Annotated in this window: 18 protein-coding genes; 9 read left to right on the top strand and 9 right to left on the bottom strand. The window is 67.2% G+C overall.

The window, feature by feature from the left end; genetic code table 11:
* Positions 1-243 precede the first annotated feature (243 nt).
* The gene (locus JOD67_RS30310) at positions 244-3,300 is read right to left on the bottom strand and encodes a heparinase II/III domain-containing protein (protein ID WP_205121115.1); all 3,057 of its coding nucleotides are present in this window, start codon (positions 3,298-3,300) and stop codon (positions 244-246) included.
* A 216-nt stretch (positions 3,301-3,516) separates the two neighbouring features.
* On the bottom strand, positions 3,517-6,549 hold the full coding sequence (locus tag JOD67_RS42160; protein ID WP_307782608.1) for a heparinase II/III domain-containing protein: 3,033 nt from the start codon (positions 6,547-6,549) through the stop codon (positions 3,517-3,519).
* A gap of 157 nt (positions 6,550-6,706) precedes the next feature.
* Between JOD67_RS42160 and JOD67_RS30300 the strand changes: the two genes are divergently transcribed.
* Positions 6,707-7,198, top strand: coding sequence for a YbaK/EbsC family protein (locus tag JOD67_RS30300; protein ID WP_307782607.1), 492 nt, complete (start codon positions 6,707-6,709; stop codon positions 7,196-7,198).
* 363 nt (positions 7,199-7,561) lie between these two features.
* Positions 7,562-8,476 carry an alpha/beta fold hydrolase gene (locus JOD67_RS30295; protein WP_205121112.1) on the top strand — a complete coding sequence of 305 codons (915 nt, stop codon included), beginning with the start codon at positions 7,562-7,564 and terminating at the stop codon, positions 8,474-8,476.
* Here the strand turns inward: JOD67_RS30295 and JOD67_RS30290 are convergent.
* The gene (locus JOD67_RS30290) at positions 8,451-8,930 is read right to left on the bottom strand and encodes a GNAT family N-acetyltransferase (RefSeq protein WP_205121111.1); all 480 of its coding nucleotides are present in this window, start codon (positions 8,928-8,930) and stop codon (positions 8,451-8,453) included. The genes JOD67_RS30295 and JOD67_RS30290 overlap by 26 nt on opposite strands.
* Positions 8,931-9,012: 82 nt before the next feature.
* Between JOD67_RS30290 and JOD67_RS30285 the strand changes: the two genes are divergently transcribed.
* Both JOD67_RS30285 and JOD67_RS30280 read left to right on the top strand, forming a co-directional pair.
* The gene (locus JOD67_RS30285; protein ID WP_205121110.1) at positions 9,013-9,462 is read left to right on the top strand and encodes a GNAT family N-acetyltransferase; all 450 of its coding nucleotides are present in this window, start codon (positions 9,013-9,015) and stop codon (positions 9,460-9,462) included.
* 53 nt (positions 9,463-9,515) lie between these two features.
* Positions 9,516-10,286 (top strand): class I SAM-dependent methyltransferase, encoded by a 771-nt coding sequence (locus tag JOD67_RS30280; RefSeq protein ID WP_205121109.1) that lies wholly within the window; start codon positions 9,516-9,518, stop codon positions 10,284-10,286.
* A 95-nt stretch (positions 10,287-10,381) separates the two neighbouring features.
* Here JOD67_RS30280 and JOD67_RS30275 read toward each other — a convergent pair whose 3' ends face one another.
* From JOD67_RS30275 to JOD67_RS30260, 4 genes are all read right to left on the bottom strand, one after another.
* Positions 10,382-11,182, bottom strand: a complete 801-nt coding sequence (locus JOD67_RS30275; protein ID WP_205121108.1) for a GNAT family N-acetyltransferase — start codon at positions 11,180-11,182, stop codon at positions 10,382-10,384.
* A gap of 83 nt (positions 11,183-11,265) precedes the next feature.
* Positions 11,266-12,252 carry an SDR family oxidoreductase gene (locus JOD67_RS30270; protein WP_205121107.1) on the bottom strand — a complete coding sequence of 329 codons (987 nt, stop codon included), beginning with the start codon at positions 12,250-12,252 and terminating at the stop codon, positions 11,266-11,268.
* A 30-nt stretch (positions 12,253-12,282) separates the two neighbouring features.
* Positions 12,283-12,855, bottom strand: coding sequence for a P-loop nucleotide/nucleoside kinase family protein (locus tag JOD67_RS30265; protein WP_205121106.1), 573 nt, complete (start codon positions 12,853-12,855; stop codon positions 12,283-12,285).
* A 20-nt stretch (positions 12,856-12,875) separates the two neighbouring features.
* Positions 12,876-13,232, bottom strand: coding sequence for a DUF952 domain-containing protein (locus JOD67_RS30260; RefSeq protein ID WP_205121105.1), 357 nt, complete (start codon positions 13,230-13,232; stop codon positions 12,876-12,878).
* A gap of 24 nt (positions 13,233-13,256) precedes the next feature.
* On the opposite strand from JOD67_RS30260, the gene JOD67_RS30255 reads away from it, so the two are divergent.
* The 3 genes from JOD67_RS30255 to JOD67_RS30245 all read left to right on the top strand — a co-directional run bounded on the left by JOD67_RS30255 (position 13,257) and on the right by JOD67_RS30245 (position 15,543).
* The gene (locus tag JOD67_RS30255; protein ID WP_205121104.1) at positions 13,257-14,264 is read left to right on the top strand and encodes an acyltransferase domain-containing protein; all 1,008 of its coding nucleotides are present in this window, start codon (positions 13,257-13,259) and stop codon (positions 14,262-14,264) included.
* On the top strand, positions 14,261-15,025 hold the full coding sequence (gene uppS, locus JOD67_RS30250) for a polyprenyl diphosphate synthase (RefSeq protein WP_307782606.1): 765 nt from the start codon (positions 14,261-14,263) through the stop codon (positions 15,023-15,025). The genes JOD67_RS30255 and uppS overlap by 4 nt, the downstream gene beginning before the upstream one ends.
* A 104-nt stretch (positions 15,026-15,129) precedes the next feature.
* Positions 15,130-15,543 carry a VOC family protein gene (locus JOD67_RS30245; protein ID WP_205121103.1) on the top strand — a complete coding sequence of 138 codons (414 nt, stop codon included), beginning with the start codon at positions 15,130-15,132 and terminating at the stop codon, positions 15,541-15,543.
* 1 nt (position 15,544) lies between these two features.
* Here JOD67_RS30245 and JOD67_RS30240 read toward each other — a convergent pair whose 3' ends face one another.
* Positions 15,545-15,997 carry an HIT family protein gene (locus tag JOD67_RS30240; protein ID WP_205121102.1) on the bottom strand — a complete coding sequence of 151 codons (453 nt, stop codon included), beginning with the start codon at positions 15,995-15,997 and terminating at the stop codon, positions 15,545-15,547.
* A gap of 57 nt (positions 15,998-16,054) precedes the next feature.
* On the opposite strand from JOD67_RS30240, the gene JOD67_RS30235 reads away from it, so the two are divergent.
* Positions 16,055-17,014 (top strand): aminoglycoside phosphotransferase family protein, encoded by a 960-nt coding sequence (locus JOD67_RS30235; RefSeq protein WP_205121101.1) that lies wholly within the window; start codon positions 16,055-16,057, stop codon positions 17,012-17,014.
* On the top strand, positions 17,014-17,424 hold the full coding sequence (locus JOD67_RS30230; protein ID WP_205121100.1) for a DUF4279 domain-containing protein: 411 nt from the start codon (positions 17,014-17,016) through the stop codon (positions 17,422-17,424). Before JOD67_RS30235 ends, JOD67_RS30230 begins: the two co-directional genes overlap by 1 nt.
* A gap of 57 nt (positions 17,425-17,481) precedes the next feature.
* Here JOD67_RS30230 and tig read toward each other — a convergent pair whose 3' ends face one another.
* The gene (gene tig, locus JOD67_RS30225; RefSeq protein WP_205121099.1) at positions 17,482-18,879 is read right to left on the bottom strand and encodes a trigger factor; all 1,398 of its coding nucleotides are present in this window, start codon (positions 18,877-18,879) and stop codon (positions 17,482-17,484) included.
* Between the last annotated feature and the right edge of the window lie 79 nt (positions 18,880-18,958).

The raw sequence follows: 18,958 nt of genomic DNA, 5'->3' as shown, positions 1-18,958 counted from the left end.
CGCTTCGCGACCGCTTTGCGGCCCTTGACTAGCTCTGCCGCGACCAGAAGGGCGCATGGACGAGATCGACGTGGCGCCTGATCGACTCCCCGCCAGCTCCTTGGCGACATCACTCCCCGCTGTCCAGCTCGCGCCAGCTCTCGCCGCACCCCATCCCCTTCGCCACCCTCCCACTGTTTGGATGAAGGGCACCTTCATCCAATAGGTTTGGATGAAGGTGCCCTTCATCCAAACCGGCGTGGGTCAGGCACTCCACTGGCGGGTCAGCGGGATCCGCACGGACTTCCCGATCACCGGATCGAAGCGGAACCCCAGCGAGGGCTCGTCAGCGTCCTTGTAGCCGCGGATCGGCGTCGCGTCCCCGATGTCCAGCCACAGTGTCTTCGCGTCGAGCAGCTTGGCGCCCTTGATTGCGTACACCGCGTTCCGCACCCCATCGGTCTGCGCGTACACGTACGACCCCACCAGCGTCGACGGCGTGGGGCAGGCGCCGCTCAAGGTCACCGTCAGCGAGTTCTGCGCCGACAGGTTCCCGGTGAAGCCCTTGATCGTGCCGCCGACCGCGTGCAGGCCTCTCATCGCCGTGTTCGGCCCGCACTGTGTCGCGTCGTGGCTGAACGCGTAGACCGCCTTGCCACCCTTCAGCTGGTACACGCCGAAGCTGCCGCGGAACGTGAACAGGTTGTCGATCAGCAGCGGCACGTTCGTCCGCGTCGACGAGACGATGTAGTCCACGCGGCCGTTCGTCAACTCTACCTTGACGGCCGCCGACTCATGCGCGGCGAGCGTTCCCGTTGCCGGCTTGATCGAGACCGCGGTCAGCTTCTTGATCAGCCGGGCGCCGACGTACGGCTCGATGACCGACACGAACTTGCTTGCCAGCTTGGTACCTCGCCGGTGTGCGATCACGTACCGGAGCTTGTCGGGGTTGCCTGGCTTGTTCCGCGGCGGGATTCCGTCGCACAGCGCCACGTCGTCGATCGGGCCGAGCATCGTCAACCGTACATGGAGATTCGGGTCGACCGGATGAACGTTGTATGTGTCCTTGACCTTCCAGTCGACGCTGAACTGGCTCGCCGGCGCCGAGCAGCGCGACACGTTCACGAGCCAGTCGAAGCCACTCGCCCCGCTGCGCGGCGCGGCGTTGTCGGACGGCGGCGATACGTTGATGCCGGCGTACGACCCGCCGCCCTGGGAAGACAGCGAGAGCCCGCTCGTCGTCACCGGACCCTCGGCGGTGTGGAACGAGAAGTGGTGATCGGTCCCACCGACGACGCGGAACACGTCGAAGACGTAGGAGTTCTTGGCGTCGATCGCGATCATCGCGGTCGTCCGGCGGTACGTGCTCGTCTGCGAGTAGACCTTCGGCGCGGCGACGTCGAACACCTGGACCGCGTTGCGTACGGCGTAGCCGAGCGGCTGCCCGACCCAGTGCGACGACTGGCGCTTCCGGTCGACCGTCACGGTGTTGTGCGAGATCGTGTTGGCGTTCCACTCGAACCGGCGGGCGTTGTTGTCGGCGAACTCGGGATAGCCGAGGTCCGGCATGAGATCGATGCCAGTGCCGTACATGCCGATGCTGAGGGCGTCGCCGTGGCCGTGCGAGCCGGCGTTGCGACCGTAGTACGACCAGACGCTGCGCATGTTTCCGCCGGTGCCGGTGCGCAGGGCGGTGAACCCGTACCCAGTGAGGTTCATGCTCGGCAGCGCGAGCGGGCCCTTCGCCGCCAGCACATCGGCGATCTTGCTTCGCGTTCCCGCGACGTCCTTGGAGAAGATGCTGCCGTACAGGCTCTCCAGTCGCTGGTGGTTGAGCTGATACGCGAGCTGCGCGAACACCGGGTTGCCGTACCGCTCGAAGTCCGCCACCAGCTGCTGCGACGTCGCCATCGCTATCGCCTTGCCGGTCGATCCGCTGTCGCCGATCGACGGCAGGTACTTGTTCAGCATGGTGAGCGCCGGACGAGCGGCGATCATCTTCGCGTACTTGGGATGCTTGAACAGGTCCGCCGTCGGATAGCGCTTGTAGCCGGCGAGCGCGTCGGCAACGCCGCTCAGCGCGGTGATCCAGCCGAGGTTGTACTGCGGCGCCGCCTCGTCACCGAAGCCGTCGCGGTCGAGCTGGTCGACGAGCGTCGCCTCGAGGTTGCCGCCGGAGATGCGCAACGTGGGATCGCCAACTCGCCCGCCCGCTTGGAAGATCCAGTCGATCCACTGCTTGGACTCGGTCGGCGAGTCGAGCACGACTGCCGCGGTCGCCAGCGCTGCTTGGTACATGCCGAAGTTGCCAGCGATGCGGTGCGCCTTGACGGCGGGGAAGACCGTACGGATCAGGTTGCCCTCGATGTTCTGCTTGATCGCGTCGATCGAGGCCTTCGAGGGCAGACCGTGCTTCTGCGCCTTGGCGTGCAGGAACGACACTACGTTCGCCACGTCTTTCGTCGCGATCGCGGGGAAGAACGCGTCGTACGCGCTCATCAGATCCGTGACGAGAAAGGGCTCCCAGATGCACCCGAGGACCTTTCCGCGCTCGGTTCCGCCTTCGGAGTTCAGGTACGTCGGCGCCTTGTAGACGCTGATGTCCATGCCGGGATAGACGTCCGCGACTCGGTCCAGCATGATCAAGCCGGCGTGGGCGTATTTCGTCAGTCCCGTATAGAGAAACGCGTCGCGAAGCGATCGAATGGTGCGGTGGATCGCGCCGCGGGCGGTGTCCCTGGTCACGTCGCCGAACCAGTTGTGCCAGTGGTTGTAGTACGCGACGAACGTCCAGCGCTTGCCGTTCGCGTCGACCCAACCGGTGCCGTCGTCGACGCCCCACTTGGCGCCCTTCTCCGGGTAGAGCTTGTTGACGAGCAGGCTGCGGTTGGCCTTGGCGGGATCGAACAGTCCCTTGGCGTCGAGTCCGCTGGCGTGGAACGCCGCGAAGTCGTTCGTGGGGAAGACGTAGTCGCTGGACGGGTCCACGATCTTCCACGGCTTGCTGACCGGGTTGGCCGTCCAGGGGTAGTTGCCGTACTTGTAGATGTTCCGGCCGGTGATCGGGGAGCCGAGCGCCTGGTTGACCGCGTAGCTGCGGGGGACCCGCTGGCCGGAGATCAGCTTCCACAGCCAGTCGTCGCCCTTGGCGACGTACGGGTCGGCCGCGGCGACCGCGTCGTCGCGCAGCTTGCGCGCCCAGGCGAAGTCGGCGATGTTTCGACGTGCCGCGGCGACCCTCTCCGGGGTATAGAGGGTGGGGGCCGTCTTCGTCGCGTATGCCGCCACGCCACGCGGCGGTACACCCAGCAAAGCGGTCATTAGGGGAAGCCCTCTCGCGCAATTGTGCGAACGCGGATTTCGGGAGGTTCCCCTGAAACGGACTAACGGCGCAAGATGGGATATCCAGTTCTGGTCATTTAACTCGCTCCGTAGCCGAACAACTATTGTTCGGTGATTTGAGCGAAATGCGAGTAACCGATTACTCGCTCGCTGTCATGTTCTGACTGAGCGCGAGGATCACCTGACTGGACGTGATCAACCCATCCACTCGCGGGTCAGCGGGATGCGCGCGTTGGCGCCGACCGCGACGTCGTAGCGATAGCCGAGGTCGAAGTCGTCGGGATTGACGTAACCGCGAATTGTCGTCGTGTTACCGACCTTGAACTCGCATTGATTGCCGGAGATCTGGCCAATTCCCGCGATGCGGTAAACAGCGTTTCGTTCTCCGTCATTGGCGACGTACAGATAGTGACCAATCAGCGTCGACGGGTCGTTTAACGCAGAGTCGAGAGTCAGTGTCACGCTGTTGTCGGCGGAGAGCTCTCTCGTGAACGCGTGCACCTTTCCGGTGAGCGCGGCGGGGCCGCGGCGGATGCCAGGCTCACCGACGCGAGCCGCGTCGTGACCCATCGCGTACACCGGGCGGCTGTTCCGCAACGAGTACACGCCGAAGCCGCCCTGGAACGGAAAGCGCCCGTCGACGGTGAACAGCACGTCGGTGCGCAGCGAGCTCACCACGTAGTCGGTACGCCCGTTCGTCAGCTCGACCTTCACCGCGACCGTGTCGTGCTCGCTGAAGTCCTCGCCGCCCGCACTGACGACGGGCACCTCGGTCACCGCACGGATCGTCGGCTGGCCCACGTACGGCTCGATCACCGAGACGAACTGACTGGTGAGCTGCAGGCCCTGCCGGTGCGCGATCAGGTAGCGCAGGCTCGGCGGGTTGCCCGGCTTGTTGCGTGGCGGGATCCCGTCGCACAGCGCCACGTCGTCGATCGGGCTGAGGACGTTCAGCCGGAGGTGCAGGTCGAGGTCGGGATCGTGGACGTTCCAGGTGTCCTTGATCTTCCAGTCGGCGGTGAACGGGCCTTCGGGGTTGGCCCTCGACACGTTGGACAGCCAGTCGAACCCAGACGCGTTCGGTCGCGGCAGCGCGTTGTCGGCCGGCGGGAGGATGTCGGGGCCGGCGTACGTGCCGGTGGGTTGCGCGGCGAGGTCGAGACCGGTCGTGGTGACGGGGCCTTCGGCGGCGTGGAACGACAGGTGGTGGTGCGTGCCGCCGGTGACGCGGAAGACGTCGACCGCGTACCAGTTCGCGTCGTCGATCGTGACGGTTGCGGTGACGCGTCGGTACCTGCTGGTCTGTGGGTAGACCTTGGGCGCGGACAGGTCGAACAGCTTGACCTGTGGAGTGTTCGCGAACGCGTGTGGTTGGCCGACCCAGTGGTTGCTCTGGCGCTTGTTGTCGACCGTGACGCTGTTGTGCGCGATCGTGTTGGCGTTCCACTCGAACCTGCGCGCGTTGTTGTCGGCGAACTCGGGGTAGCCGAGGTCGGGCATCAGGTCGGTGCGGAACCCGTACAGGCCGAGGTTGAGCGCGTCGCCGTGGCCGTGGCCCGCCGTTCGGCCGTAGTACGCCCAGGCCGCGCGCATCGCGTCGCCCGTTCCCTGGCGGAGCGACGCGAGACCGTACCCGCTGAGGTTCACGGTCGGAAGTGCGAGCGGGCCGTCGCTTTCGACGACCTGACGCATCCGCTCGAGCGTGCCTTCGACGTCGGTGGAGAAGATGCTGCCGTACAAGCCGTCGAGGGAGTTGTTGTTGGTGAGGTAGGCCATCTGCGCGTAGACGGGGTTGCCGTACCGCTCGAAGTCGGCGGTGAACTGCTGCGGCAGGCCGGTGAGGATCGGGCGGCCGGTGGAGCCGCTGTCGCCGATGGAGGGCTGGAAGCGGTTGACCATCGTGAGGATGGCACGGCCTTCGAACATCTTCGCGTACTTCGGGTGCTCGTACAGGTCGGCGGTCGGGTAGCGGTCGTACCCGCTGAGCGCGTCGGCGGCGGCCTGGATCGCGGTGATCCAACCGAGGTTGTAGCCGGGCGCGGCCTCGTTGCCGAAGCCGTCGCGGTCGACGTCGCCGACGAGCTGGGCGTGCATGTTGCCGCCGGTGATATGCAGCTCGGGAGTGGTGACTCGTCCGCCTGCCTTGAAGATCCAGTCGATCCACGGGTTGGACTCGGTGGGGGAGTCGAGTACGACGGCGGCCATCGCGAGGGTGGCTTGGTGGGAGCCGAAGTTGCCGGCGATCTGGTGTCTCTCGATGGCGGGGAAGATCTGGCGGATCAGGTTGGTCTCGATGTTCTGCTTGATCGCCTCGACGTCGGCCTTGGGCGGCTGGCCGTACTGGCTGGCCTTGCCGTTGAGGAATGGCACGACGTTGGCCTGGTCGGTGGTCGCGACGGCGGGGAAGAACGCGTCGTACACGCTCACCAACTCGCGGGCGAGGCCGGTCTCCCAGATGCAGCCGACGATCCTGCCGCGGCCGGATCCGCCGTCGGAGTTGAGGAAACCCTGGCTGGACCTGTAGGCGCTGGTGTCCATGCTCGGGTAGACGTCGGCGACGCGGTCGAGGATGACCAGGCCTGCGTGCGCGTACTTCAGGTCGCCGGTATACACGTACGCGTCCCGCAGCGCGCGGAGCGTGAGGTGGACGGCGGCCTTGGCGGTGTCGCGGGCGACGTCGCCGAACCAGGTGTGCCAGTGGTTGTAGTAGGCGACGAACGTCCACTTCTTGCCGGCGTCGTCGACCCAGCCGTAGCCGTCGTCGACGCCCCAGGTGGGGCCGCGGTCGGGGTAGAGCTGGTTGACGAGCTTGGTGCGGTCGGCTCGGGCCGGGTCGAACCTGCCTTGGTCGTCGATGCCGCTCGTGTAGTACGCGGGGAAGTCGTTGGTGGGGAAGACGTAATCGCTGGACGGGTCGACGATTTTCCACGGTGCGGTGAGCGGGTCGGCGCGCCAGGGATAGTTGCCGTACTGGTAGATGTCGCGGCCGGTGATGGGGGAGCCGAGCGCCTGGTTGACGGCGTAGCTGCGGGGGAGCTTCTGGGTGGTGACGAGGTTCCAGAGCCACTCGTCGCCCTTGGCCACGTACGGGTCGGCGGCGGCTCGCGCGTCGTCGCGGACTTGCTGTGCCCAGTCGAAGTCGGCGATGTTGCGCCGCGCGGCGGCGACCTTCTCGGCGGTGTAGAACGTCGAGGCCGTTTTCGTGCTCGCGCGTCCGAGGTCGCTCACGGGGTTCCCTCCGTCGTTGATTCGGTAGGGTCCCTTACTCGTTTTGGTATGGGCAAGCGTTTGCCCGTGCCGGCCACCGAGATGTCCGGCTAGTCCCGATGCGTCCCCCGGGATATCCAGCTGCGGTGCGGACGGTGACGCGGATATCGTCACGGTCGTGACGGTGGCAGTGGAAGCAGTGAACAGAGTCCTCGCGGCGTTGGAGTCGCACGGCGCGAAGGGGCAGCTCGTCAAGCTCGACTCGCCCATCCCGACCGCGGCAGCCGCCGCCTCGGCGCTGGGCTGTGAGGTCGGGGCGATCGCGAACAGCCTGATCTTCATGGCCGACGAATCGCCACTGCTCGTCGTCGCCAGCGGCGCCCACCGGGTGGACACCAAGCTCGTCGCAGCGTTGATCGGAGTACGCAAGGTGCGCCGAGCCACGCCCGAGCAAGTCCTCTCCGCGACCGGCCAGGAAGTCGGCGGCTGCGCCCCGATCGGCCACCCCCACCCGGTGCAGACGGTGCTCGACGATACGCTCGCCAAGTTCCCAGTGGTCTGGGCAGGTGGGGGCGACCACTTCACCATGTTCTCGAGCACGCTGGCCGAGCTGGAACGCATGACCGGCGGCAAAGTAGCCTCCGTCGCCGCAGCGCCCGCCCTTTCCTAGGAAGAGGTGCGTCGCGCTGGCGTGCCGCCCGCAACAGTCGGCAAGGAGTGTGCTACCGCGCGGTCGGTGACCGCACGCGCACGACGCGGCCCGACCCCGCAGCCCGCGACCCACCTCGCAGCGCATCAGCCGCCGCCTTACGCCGATCGCGCCTGCCGCGAGGTCACGCAACCCGAGCCGTCGCCCGCACAGCAGCACCTACGCTGCGACGGCACCACCGCGCGCGAGGCAGCACCACCGCTGCGCGCACCGGTCGCGGCGACGCATCTTCACCCACCCGCTCGCTCTCGTCACCTCCATCGAGCCGGCGCGCCGCCCTCCTCCACGATCCCTCGGCGATGTGGCGGCCGTAGGGTTCGGGGCATGACGGGTGCAGCGCTGCCATCGGCGGGTGGGCGGTTTGTTCGCGTGCCCTACACCACGTTGCGCGTGGATGAGCGGGGTCCCGTCGACGGACCACCTGTGTTGTTCGTTCATGGCGGGCCGGGGCAGGGGTGTGCGGACTTCATGGCGTGCGTCGGCGATCTGCTCGCACGTGAGCTGCGGGTGATCGGTGTCGATCAGCGTGGCGCTCTCTACTCCGACGCGCTTCCGGACGACGTCTCGCTTACGGTCGACGACCTCGTAGCCGACTTCGAGGCGCTCCGGCTTGAGCTCGGCATCGATGAGTGGACCGTCCTCGGCCACTCCATCGGCGGCCGCTACGCCCTCCGGTACGCGCTCCAGCATCCGAACCGGGTCAGCGCGGCGATCTTCGAGAATCCCGAGTGGGACTTCGTCAACTCCACTCGCGCTCAGCTCGCCCGCGCGCTCCCGCTCCTCGACGGCCGCGACCGCCAGGCCGACGCCGAACGGATCCGCGAGCTCCTCGCCGGCGAGTTGTCACGCACCACCGCGATGTGGCAGGAGAAGCGCCAACTCCTCGCCGGACTCGAGTCCATCTACCTGCACGACACCACGACCGCCCTGATGGACCGGCTCCCGCAACTCGATCCGGACGCCCGAGCACGAGGCCAACGCCATGCGCAGCTGCTCACCGAGGACCCCATGCTCTACCGCTCGTACCTGGCCGACCTCGACCAACTCACGCAGCCCGCGCTCCTCCTCGCCGGCGCGCACGACCCGATCGCGAACGAGCCCGTACTCGACGCGTTCCGCCGAGCTCCGCGCGGGCACCTCGAGGTCTTCGAGCAGTCCGGCCACTTCATCCATCTCGAAGAGCCGAAGCGCTACGCCAAGGCAGTCAGCGCGTTCATGACCGCGCTGCATCCAGCGTGACGCTCTTCGGCCGCAACCCGAACCGGCCATAGAACCGGATCGCACCCTCGTTCGCCGCGTACGCCGTCACCGCGACTCGGCCGACGCGACACTCGTCCGCCCAGCGCAGGAACGCCCGCACCAGCAGCGATCCCGTGCCGCTGCTCCGATTCGGCGGCCGGACGTACATGCTCTCCAGCTCTCCGGTCAGCACCGGTCGCATGCTGTTCGGCGCGTGCAGCCGACCGATGAGATAGCCGACCGTCCCGGCGTCCCCGGCATCGGCGACGTAGACGACCACGTTCGCGCCATCGTCCAACGCGGCGGCGAAGTACCCACGTGCCTCGCGAACCGGCCACGTCTGGTCGAGGAACGGGTCACGCGTTCCCGAGTCCTCCGCGAACAGCGCCGCGTTCAGCTCGGCCAGCACGTCCAGGTCGCCCGGACCCGCCAGTCGCACGGTCGTCTCACCCATGTCGGCGACGGTACAGCGTCCTCCCCTCGTTGATAAATGCCTCCACTAGGCTTGGTGAAACCAGCTACGGAAGGGATGCGCGATGATCTCGATCGGTCGACTCGAGCCCGAGGATCGGGCCGAATGGGAGGCCCTCTTCCGCGGCTACAACGCCTTCTACGGACGCCCATCTCCGGATCAGGAGATGATCGACCGAGCTTGGCGCGAGTTCCAGGCCGACGATCGCATGCACGCGCTCGGTGCTCGTCTCGATGGACAACTCGATGGACAACTCGTTGGCATCACCCACTTCTTCGTGCATGTGAGCACGACCTCGCCGGATGTCTGTTACCTGCAGGACCTGTTCACCGCTCCCGAAGCGCGCGGCCACGGTGTGGGCCGAGCGCTGATCCAGGCCGTCGCCGACTGGGCGCGTGAGCGGGACTGCGTCCGGGTCTATTGGCACACGCATGACTCGAACGAGACCGCTCGCCGGCTCTACGACAAGGTCGCGGTCAATCGCGGGTTCATCGAATACAACCTCCAGCTGTGACGCGGTAGGTAAACAGGTTGCCGGTCGGCACCACCGTCCGGTTGGTTGGAGTCATGGACGAGCCGCAGAACGACGAGCCGCCCGAACACGCGCGACGCAACCGTGAGCTGTGGGACGCCAGCTACAGCGCTTGGTTCGGATCGCTCGCTCGCGACCAGTGGGCGGCGGACCCACACTGGGGCTTGTTCGCGATCCCGCAGACCGAGCTGCCGGTGTTGCCGGACGACCTCGCTGGGCGCGACGCGATCGAGCTCGGCTGCGGCACGGCTTACGTCTCCGCATGGATCGCTCGAGGCGGCGGCCGTCCGGTCGGCATCGACAACTCCGAACGCCAGTTGGCCACCGCGTCCGCGATGCAGGCCGAGTTCGGTGTGAGCTTTCCGTTGCTCCATGGCAATGCCGAAGCGGTGCCACGGCCGGCGGCTTCGTTCGACCTCGCGATCAGCGAACACGGCGCCGCATCCTGGTGCGATCCGTACCGATGGATTCCCGAAGCGGCGCGACTGCTCCGTCCAGGCGGGGAATTGGTGTTCATGCGGAACTCCACGCTCCTTGCTTTGTGTCAGCCTCCGGAAGGACCTGCGGGCACCGAGCTGCTGCATCAGCAGTTCGGCATGAACGCGCTCGACAACGGCGACGGTGGTGTCAACTTCCAGTTGCCCACCGGACCGATGATCCGGCTGCTGCGGGAGAGCGGCTTCGTGCTCGAGGATCTGATCGAGGTGCAGGCGCCGCAGAATGCCACGTCACCGTACGACTACGTCGATCCCGCGTGGGCTCGGCAGTGGCCGTGCGAGGAAGTGTGGAAGGCGCGGCGCGTCTAGTGCGAGTCGGCGAGGTCATCGTCGTGGCTCCGTTCGGGTCGGTGACTTGGTGCTGAGGATCCTGCCTCAAGCCATCGACAAACGCATCGAGCACACTAACGAATCGGGTGCTCCAGGTAGGCGCCGGAAGTGTGAAAGCCCAGCGTGCGGTACAGCTGTTCGCCCTCAGCGGACGCTTGCAGGACGACGATCGGATGGTCGTACGCACGGGCGAGCTCGAGCGCGGCGGCCATCATCGAGGTTCCGAATCCGCGTCGGCGATGGGTTGCCGCCGTCATGACGGCGTAGATTCCCGCTACGCCCGCGGAGAGAAACACCTCGGCCGTGGCCATCGGCTCGCCGTCGACATAACCCACGAGGTAATGCGCCGGGCAGCTGTCGAGGAGGGCCGCGTCGGCAGTCCTGGTGACGAACTCGGGGAGCGTCGTCGACGGCGGATCCCAGCCATGTCCAAGCACAGCGGCGTAATCCACAAGGTGCTTCGGCTCGGTTGCCATGTCGACCCGAAGCTGAGGTACGTTGTCGGCGGTCGGGTTTACGGTCTCGTTCAGGTCGATCCACATGGCCGACTCTGGATCGGACGCAGGCAAGCCCGCCTTGACGAGGAGCTGGGAGAGATCGTTCGGAGTCGACGTCGGGCCAACCCACCACGAGAATGGGCGTTTCGTGGCACGGGTGGCGGCGATGACGTCGTCGATCCGAGCGGCCGCGGTCTGTTCGGTGAAGCGAGCGCGCGCGACGATGTTGAAGGTGTCGTCGGCCAGACCGCTGTCTGAGATGAGGATGTCGGCCGACTCCTCAACGGTCATGGGTGCATGAGTGCGATGCAGATGGCAGGCATGCTCGGCGAGGTTGTGATCCATCCGCTCGAGCAGGTCCTGCAGGCCGTACGTCATGTCGGGGAGCGTACGGGTTCCGGGCTCGTTCGTGCCCGCCATTAACGGAAGGTAGGTGGTTGCTGAGAGGAAGGAGGTGGCCGTCAGGAGTGTGCCGCGATGAGCTTGTCGAAGAACGCGTTCGTCTCGTCGTCGACGGTCTTGCGCTCGGGATGAGCGTCATACCAGTCGATGATCTGGCGGGCGCCGAGCGCGAATGGGATCGTCGCGACGTAGTCGGGGACCAGCGCCTTGACCTTGCTGTTGTCGAAGATCACTGAGTGCGTCTTGTCGCCGAGCAGTGAGGCGCCGAGCTTGCTGTCGGCGGCAGCGATGGTGTCGGAGGCGACGTGCACGAGGCGTGGTTCGACTCCGGCGGCAACGGCGAGGAACTCGTAGATCTGGTTCCAGGTGAGCACCTCGTCGGAGGTGATGTGGAAGCTGTCACCGATCGCCTGCGGGTGGCCGAGCAGTCCCACGAACGCCTTGGCGAAGTCGACGTGGTGGGTGACCACCCACAACGACGAACCGTCGCCGTGCACCACGACCGGGAGGCCGCGGCGCATCCGGTCGATGTCCGTCCAGCGACCCATGAGAGGAAGGGAGGTGCGGTCATAGGTATGTGACGGCCGAACGATCGTGATCGGGAAGCCCGAGTCGCGATAGGTGTCGACCAGCAGCGACTCGCAGGCGATCTTGTCGCGCGAGTACTGCCAGTGCGGGTTGTACAGCGGCGTCGACTCGACGATCGGCAACCGCGCGGGCGGTGTCTGGTAGGCCGACGCCGAGCTGATGAACACGTACTGACCGGTCCGGTCACGGAACAGGTCGAGGTCGGTCTGCACGTGGTCGGTGGTGAACGCGACGAAGTCGACGATCACGTCGAACTCCCGATCGCCGAGTGCCCGGCGAACGGACTCGGGCTCGCGGATGTCGGCGACCACACTCTCGGCACCGTCGTGAAGTGGCCGGATCGAAGTCGTCCCGCGGTTCAGCACGGTGAGCTCGATCCCGGTGTCGAGCGCGCGCTCGACGCAGGCCGAGCTGATGATTCCGGTGCCGCCGATGAACAACGCCTTGAGTGCCGTCATATTCGCCAGCATGTCACTCGCACGGGTGACCTAATGCCGAGAGTCCGAGTCCGGCCGCGCCGCAACCGCGGCCGACAACGGTCGCTGGCCGACCGGTTGTTCGCGACACCAAGCGGCAACCCGTTCGATGTCGACCGTTGTGCTGGTGTCGACCCGGAGGACCGGTCCGATGGCGAGTGGGCCAGGTGAGTCGGTGGTTGGGATCGTTCCCGCAGAAGAGGCGTGGATCGCGTGGCGTGTCGGTTGGCGCTCGTCACACCGCTGGGCGGCCAGCTCCAGCGGGACGTCGCACCAGAGCTCGAGCGGATGGCCGATTCCGGAGCGGGCGAGGCCGGCCTCGACGTGCGGTCGCATCGCCTCCGTATGCGGGCTGTCGACGATGCCGCCGATCGGTGACTCGGCCAGGAGCCGCCACATGGTCTCGCTCGCGGCCGCGCCGAGGAGCATGCTCCACTCGCGCGGCGAGCGCCCATCTGGAGCGAGGAAGTCCGCCCAGGTCTCCTTGATCACGTCCTTGGCGAACAGAGGGAGCCCGAGCGCCCGAGCCAACGGTCGGGCGAGCGTCGACTTGCCCGAGCCCGGGACCCCGTTGACCAAGATCACCACCGGATGGTCGGGCACGGCTACGTTCCCGACCCTGCGGCGAGAGGCGCGAAGGCCCCGTTCTCGTCGGGCTGGAACTCGTGCACGGCGACGACCGCGGCGACGGGGAGGGGCCCGTAGAGGTGCGGAAACTTCGGCGACGCGGTGTCGGTGGGGTCGCCTGGTTCCCAGCGAAGTGGGGCGTCGACGCGGTCGGGGTCGAGCTCCAGCAGGACGAGGTCGGTACGGCCGCGGGCGATGAGGTTCGCCGGGACGTGTACGAGCTCCGCGGTGGAGCAGTGGATGAAACCCTCGGTGTCCAACGTGTCGCCGCGATACTCGCCAGCCGACTGCGCCGCGGCCCAGTCCGCCCGCGAGCAGAAGTGCAGGATGGTCATGCCGGGCACAGTACGCTGGCGGCCATGGCGGAGCTCGACCTCGACGTGGTGCAAGGCGAGCTTGACGCCCCCGAGCACACCGTTCGCTGGTTGGCCGCGCTCGAGCCGGCTGCCGACGTCGATGGCCCCGAGCTGCCCGACGACGAGGCCGAACGGCTCCTCGATCGCCTCGAGGTCCCCCGGGAAGACCAGGCCGATCTGCTGGCGGCACGCCCGGATCCCCAAGCGGACAAGGCGTATTGGTGGATCCTCGACCGACTCCACCGATCGTTCCTACCCACGATCGGTAAGCCCGTCACGACCGACGGCTTCCAGGCCTGGCAGCCGCTGACGACCAACGCGGCAGACGCCAAGGCCCGGCAGCTCTATCTCTGGGCCTACCTCGCACTCCTCCCCGCCGTGCGGCGCTATCACGCCGAACGCGGAGTACCCGACGAGGTGTCATGGGCGACCCTCTCGCTCGCCTTCGCGATCCGCATGCACAAAGACCTGACCGGCCACAACGGCCTTGGCCTCAGCCATCAATGGGGACCGCCCATCAGGCTCCGCGGCGTGTTCTACAAGCTCGGCCGCCTCGACTTCAACCGCGCCGAGCTCTCGTTCAGCAACGGGCCGGGCGGTTTCGCGCTGTCGGTGCACATCCCGCCGGATGGTCCACTCGACAAGGCCGCCGTCGAGGAATCCATCGCCGCCGCTCGCGAGTTCTTCCCGCGGCACTACCCGGACGAACCCGTCACGTTCTTCACCTGCGACTCCTGGCTCCTCGACCCGCAGCTGGCCGACTACCTGCCCGCGGAGTCGAACATCCTCGAGTTCCAGCGCCGGTTCACACTCACGCCGCAACCTCACCGCGACGAGAACGGGAATGGCGCAATCCTGCGCTTCGTGTTCGGCCGCCAGGGCAGCGGTGAGAACGTGCTCGACACGCTCCCGCAGGAGACCACGCTCCACCGGGCCGTCGTCGCACATCTGCGCGCAGGCAGACAGTGGTACGAACGCACCGGCTGGTTCCCCTTCGAGGAGGCACCGTGATCCTTCGCAACGCGCTGTACGCGATCTACGCCCGTCGGCTGCGGCGGCAGCTCGCCGGCGGCCCGATGCCCAAGCACGTCGCGCTCGTCATCGACGGAAACCGCCGCTGGGCCAAGCAGGTCGGCCTGGCCAACCCCAGCCTCGGCCACAAAGCCGGCGCTGAGCACATCGAGCGCGTCCTCGAATGGTCGGCCGACCTCGGCATCCGGCACGTGACGATCTTCGTTGCCTCGCTCGACAATCTGCGCAAGCGCGGCGACGACGAGGTCCGGTTCCTGATGGAACTGGTCGAGGCCGTCATCACCGAGCGCCTCGTCCACCGCCGGGGCCGATGGCAGGTACGGGTCGCGGGAAGGCTCGACGCGCTGCCCGACTCGACTGCGTACGCCCTGAAACACGCCGTCGACCTGACGGCCGAACGTGACACCGACTCGGAGGTGACGATCGCGATCGGGTACGACGGGCGGACCGAGATCGCCGACGCATTCCGTTCGCTGCTGGACGACGCGGCCCGCCACGGCCGGTCGCTGGAGGACCTCGCCCAGACGATCACGCCCGACGACCTCGCCGCGCACCTGTACACCAGCGGGCAGCCCGATCCAGACCTGGTGATCCGTACGAGCGGGGAACGCCGCATGTCGAGTTTCCTGCTCTGGCAGGCCGCGCGATCCGAGCTGTACTTCTGCGACGTGTACTGGCCCGGCTTCCGCTACGTCGACTTCCTCCGCGCCCTGCGTTCGTACGCCGCGAGGTCTCGTTAACGGTCAGTCCCGTACGGGTGAAACTCCTCCCCAAACGGCACGCGCCGACACCCGATCTCGCTAGGGTGCGAGATGCCAACGTCGGCACCGATCAAGGAGGGGCTATGGCCTCCCGACTCAACCCATACCTGAACTTCGACGGCAACGCCAAGCAAGCGATGGAGTTCTACAAGGACGTCTTCAGCGGCACCCTGACGCTCAACACGTACGGCGAAATCGGCGGCATCGAAGGCGACGGCGCCGAGAAGATCATGCACAGCCAGCTCGAGACCGACCTGGACTTCGCGCTGACGGGCGCGGACCTGCCGCCAGGTATGGAGTTCCAGGCCGGCAACAACTCATCGGTGAGCCTCAGCGGCGACGACAGCGACGCGCTGCACGGCTACTGGGACAAGCTCTCCGGCTCCGGCCAGGTCGTCGTGCCGATGGAGAAGCAGATGTGGGGCGACGAGTTCGGTCAGTGCGTGGACCAGCACGGCGTCTCCTGGCTGGTCAACATCAGCCCGCCGCAGGCCTGAGTTACTCATTCAGCCGATCGAGCGCGGCGCCGAGCCGCGTGGCGAGGGCGTCCCGAGCGGGCGATTCGGCTGGCTCGGGACGACCCAGGTAGCCGAAGATCTTCGGACCGCGGAGCTCCGGATCGAGGTCGACCGGCCGCGGCACCACGTGGAAGTGCAGATGGAAGCCCGGCGCCTCGCCGAGTTCGATGATGTACGTCTTGGGCGTACCGAGCTCCTGCGCGAACACCCGCGCCAGCCGCACCTGCCATCGACCGAGCGCGGCCGCCTCCTCGTCGGTGAGGTCGGCGACCTCCATGACGTGCCGGCGCGGAACGAGGACCAGCCAGCCCAGCAGTTCGCTGCCGGTCGCGTGGCTGACGCGCCACAACGAGTCGTGCCCGATCCGTTCGCGCGGCGGCAGCTGGTCGAACTCGGCCTCGCGGTCGCACGTGTAGCAGTCAGTCACCGGCATAGGTATACCGGTCAATTCGGTTGAACGCAGGTCGCGCCGTGCGACAGCATCCGGCTCGTGTCCCTGCACGCGATCCTCACACCGCCGGACTTGTCCCTGTTTCGGGAGCTCACCGGCGTCGGCGAGGCTGAGCTCGAGGTCAATTTCGACGGTTGGTCGAAGCTGGCCGTGCTGAGCTCGGACCGGGTGTTCCTGTTTCCGCGCCGGGGCCGAGACGAGCAGTTGCTGCACGGCGCGCGGGTGTCCGAGGCGCTGACGGCTCTCGGCGTTCGCTGTGTCCCGCGGGTGGTCGGGCAGTGGGGCGAGGGCGTGTTGTCGGCCGGCCCGTTCGTCGCGTACGAGCGGCGGCTCGGCGTGCTCTGGCAGTACGTCGAGGACGACGCGGACCTGTCGGCGATGTCGCGGCTGCTGGAGAGCCTCGGCGGCGCAATCGCGAGCTGGCATCGCCTCGACCTGTCGTTGCTGCCGGTCGAGCTGCGTGGTCCGGGTCGGTTCGGCCGGAAGCAGCCGTGGCTGAACGAGTTCCTCGAACCCGACCTGGTGGATGACGCCGCTGATCGCGTCCTTCGGCTGCTCGATCCGCCGACGAGCTGGGCGTCGATCTGGCGTACGGCATTGGGCGGGCTGGCGGCGTTGCCTCCTGTTCTGCTGCATGGCGACGTGACCGAAGGGCAGCTGCTCGTCGACGCCGACGGCCGGGTGGAGACGGTGCTCGACTGGGACACCGCGGGGATCGGGCACCCGCTGCACGACTTCGACTTCGGTGAATGGGGCTTCGGCATCTTCGGTTGGGAGCCGGACTTCGCGTCCCTCCGGCAGGTGATGTGGGACGCGTACCGCGCCGGCCGATCCGATGCCGAGCTGCCGGGGTGGGAGCAGGTGCATCTGCTGTTCACACTGGCGGAGCTGGCGTATTTCGAGCAACGAGAACGCGACGGCCTGAACGACGACTGGGGCCGCACGCGCCTCGCCCACTGCCGCGCCGCCCTCGCCCCCGCGACGGAATCGGCCGCCTGATGGCCGTCGCGGAGGGGCTCGTGACGTTCGTGGCGAAGAGCGCGACGCGAACGGCGGCCTGGTTCGGCGAATGGATCGGACTGGTCCCCACCCGATCCTGGGAGATCGGCGACCTCGTCGGCAACGGCTTCACCGGACGGCGGCACGACGGAGCAGGCTGGGAACTCGAACGTGAGCTCGCCGATGGACCGGAGCCGCTGAACGCCGCCTTGCTCGACCTGCTCAGCGCGTTCAATGGTCGCGAAGACCGGCTGAGGGAGCTGCGCGAGAACTTCGAGCTGGAGCTCTGGTGCTATGTGTCGTCCGACTCCACGCAGGGAGGTTTCTGGCTCAGCCCCGAGGCGACCGGGTGCCTCGGCAGACTCGGGTTGCCGTTCTTCTGCACGGTCTACCTCGACGATCCGGCGTAGAAACGCGACGACCGCACCGGCCAGGTGGGCAGGTGCGGTCGTCGGACGTTCGTGGTGCTAGTTCTCGTCGGACTCCGAAGACCCGTCGGCCTCGGCGTCGGCGTTCCGCTCGTCCTCCGGCACGATCGTGCCGTCGGGGCGGAGCCACTTGAGCTCGATCGGCTGGCCGTTGTTGTCGGTCACGGTCGCGCTGTCGATCACCAGGTTGAGCGCCTTGTTGCGCACCACCTCGCGGACGAGGCTGGGGACCATGCCCTGCTTCATCGCGAGGTCGGCGTACTCGTTCGGGCTCACGCCCACCTGCTGCGCCCGCATCACGATCTGGCTGGTGAGGTCGTCCTCGCTGACCGACAGCTCTTCCTTCTTGCCGAGCTCGTCGAGGATGAACTCCGCCTTCATCGCGTCCCGCGCACGCTTCTCGAGGTCGGCGGCGAACTCCTCCTCCGTCTGGCCTTCGGCCTGGAGGTACTGCTCCTCGGTCAGGCCGGCGTGCCCGAGCTGGTGGCGGAGGTTGTCGTGCCGCTGCTCGATGTCCTGAGCGAGCGCGGCCTCGGGGAGGGGTACGTCGACCGCCTCGAGCAGCTTGAGCAGCACCGCGTCGCGGGCCTCGCGGGCCTGCTCGATGCGCTTGCTCCGCTCGAGCCGCTCACTGAGATCCGCGCGCACCTCGTCGAGCGTGTCGAACTCCGTGGCCAGCTGGGCGAACTCGTCGTCCAGGTCGGGCAGCTGCTGCTCCTTCACCGACTGCACGGTGACGGTGATGTCGACCTCCTGGTCGGCGAGGTCACCGGCCGGGAGCTTGCTGACGAACGTCGCCGTGTCGCCGGCCTGCTTGCCGCGGAGCACGTCGTCGAGACCCTCGACCAGCTCGGAGTTGCCGGCGAGCTTGTAGCTGTAGCCGGTGAGCTGGGCGTTCTCGACGGGCTCGCCGTCCTTGCTCGCGGACAGATCGAGGCTGACGTGGTCGCCGTCCTGCGCGGGACGTTCGACGGTCTGCAGCGAGCCGAACCGCTCACGCAGCGACTCGACCTGCTCGTCGACCTCGCTCTCGGCGATCTCGAACGCGTCGACGCTCGCCTCGATGCCCTGGTACTCGGGCAGCGTGATCTCCGGACGTACGTCGACCTCGGCGGTGAACTTGAACTCGCCGCCGTCGACGAACTCGTCGTCGAGCTTGACCTCCGGCTGGCCGACCGGCTCGACCTGCGTCTCCTGGACCGCGCTCGAGTAGAGCGCGGGGAGCGCGTCGTTGATCGCCTGGTCGAGCACGAAGCTGCGACCGACGCGCTGGTCGATGATCGGCGGCGGGATCCTGCCCTTGCGGAAACCGGGGATCGTCACCTGCTTCGCGATCTCCTTGTACGCGGCGTCGAGGTTCGGCTTCAGCTCCTCGAACGGAACCTCGACGGTCAGCCGGACCCGCGTCGGGCTCAGGGTCTCGACGGCGCTCTTCACGATGGTGAATCTCCTCGGCATTACGACAGGTGGTGTGGCGCGCTCACTGGCCTGCGGGTATGCGGCACCGGCGCCGTGG

Origin of the sequence: Tenggerimyces flavus (assembly GCF_016907715.1) — a bacterium.
Lineage (GTDB): Bacteria > Actinomycetota > Actinomycetes > Propionibacteriales > Actinopolymorphaceae > Tenggerimyces > Tenggerimyces flavus.
The sequence above is the reverse complement of the archived record's forward strand: the minus strand, read 5'-3'. Positions and strand labels throughout refer to the sequence as shown.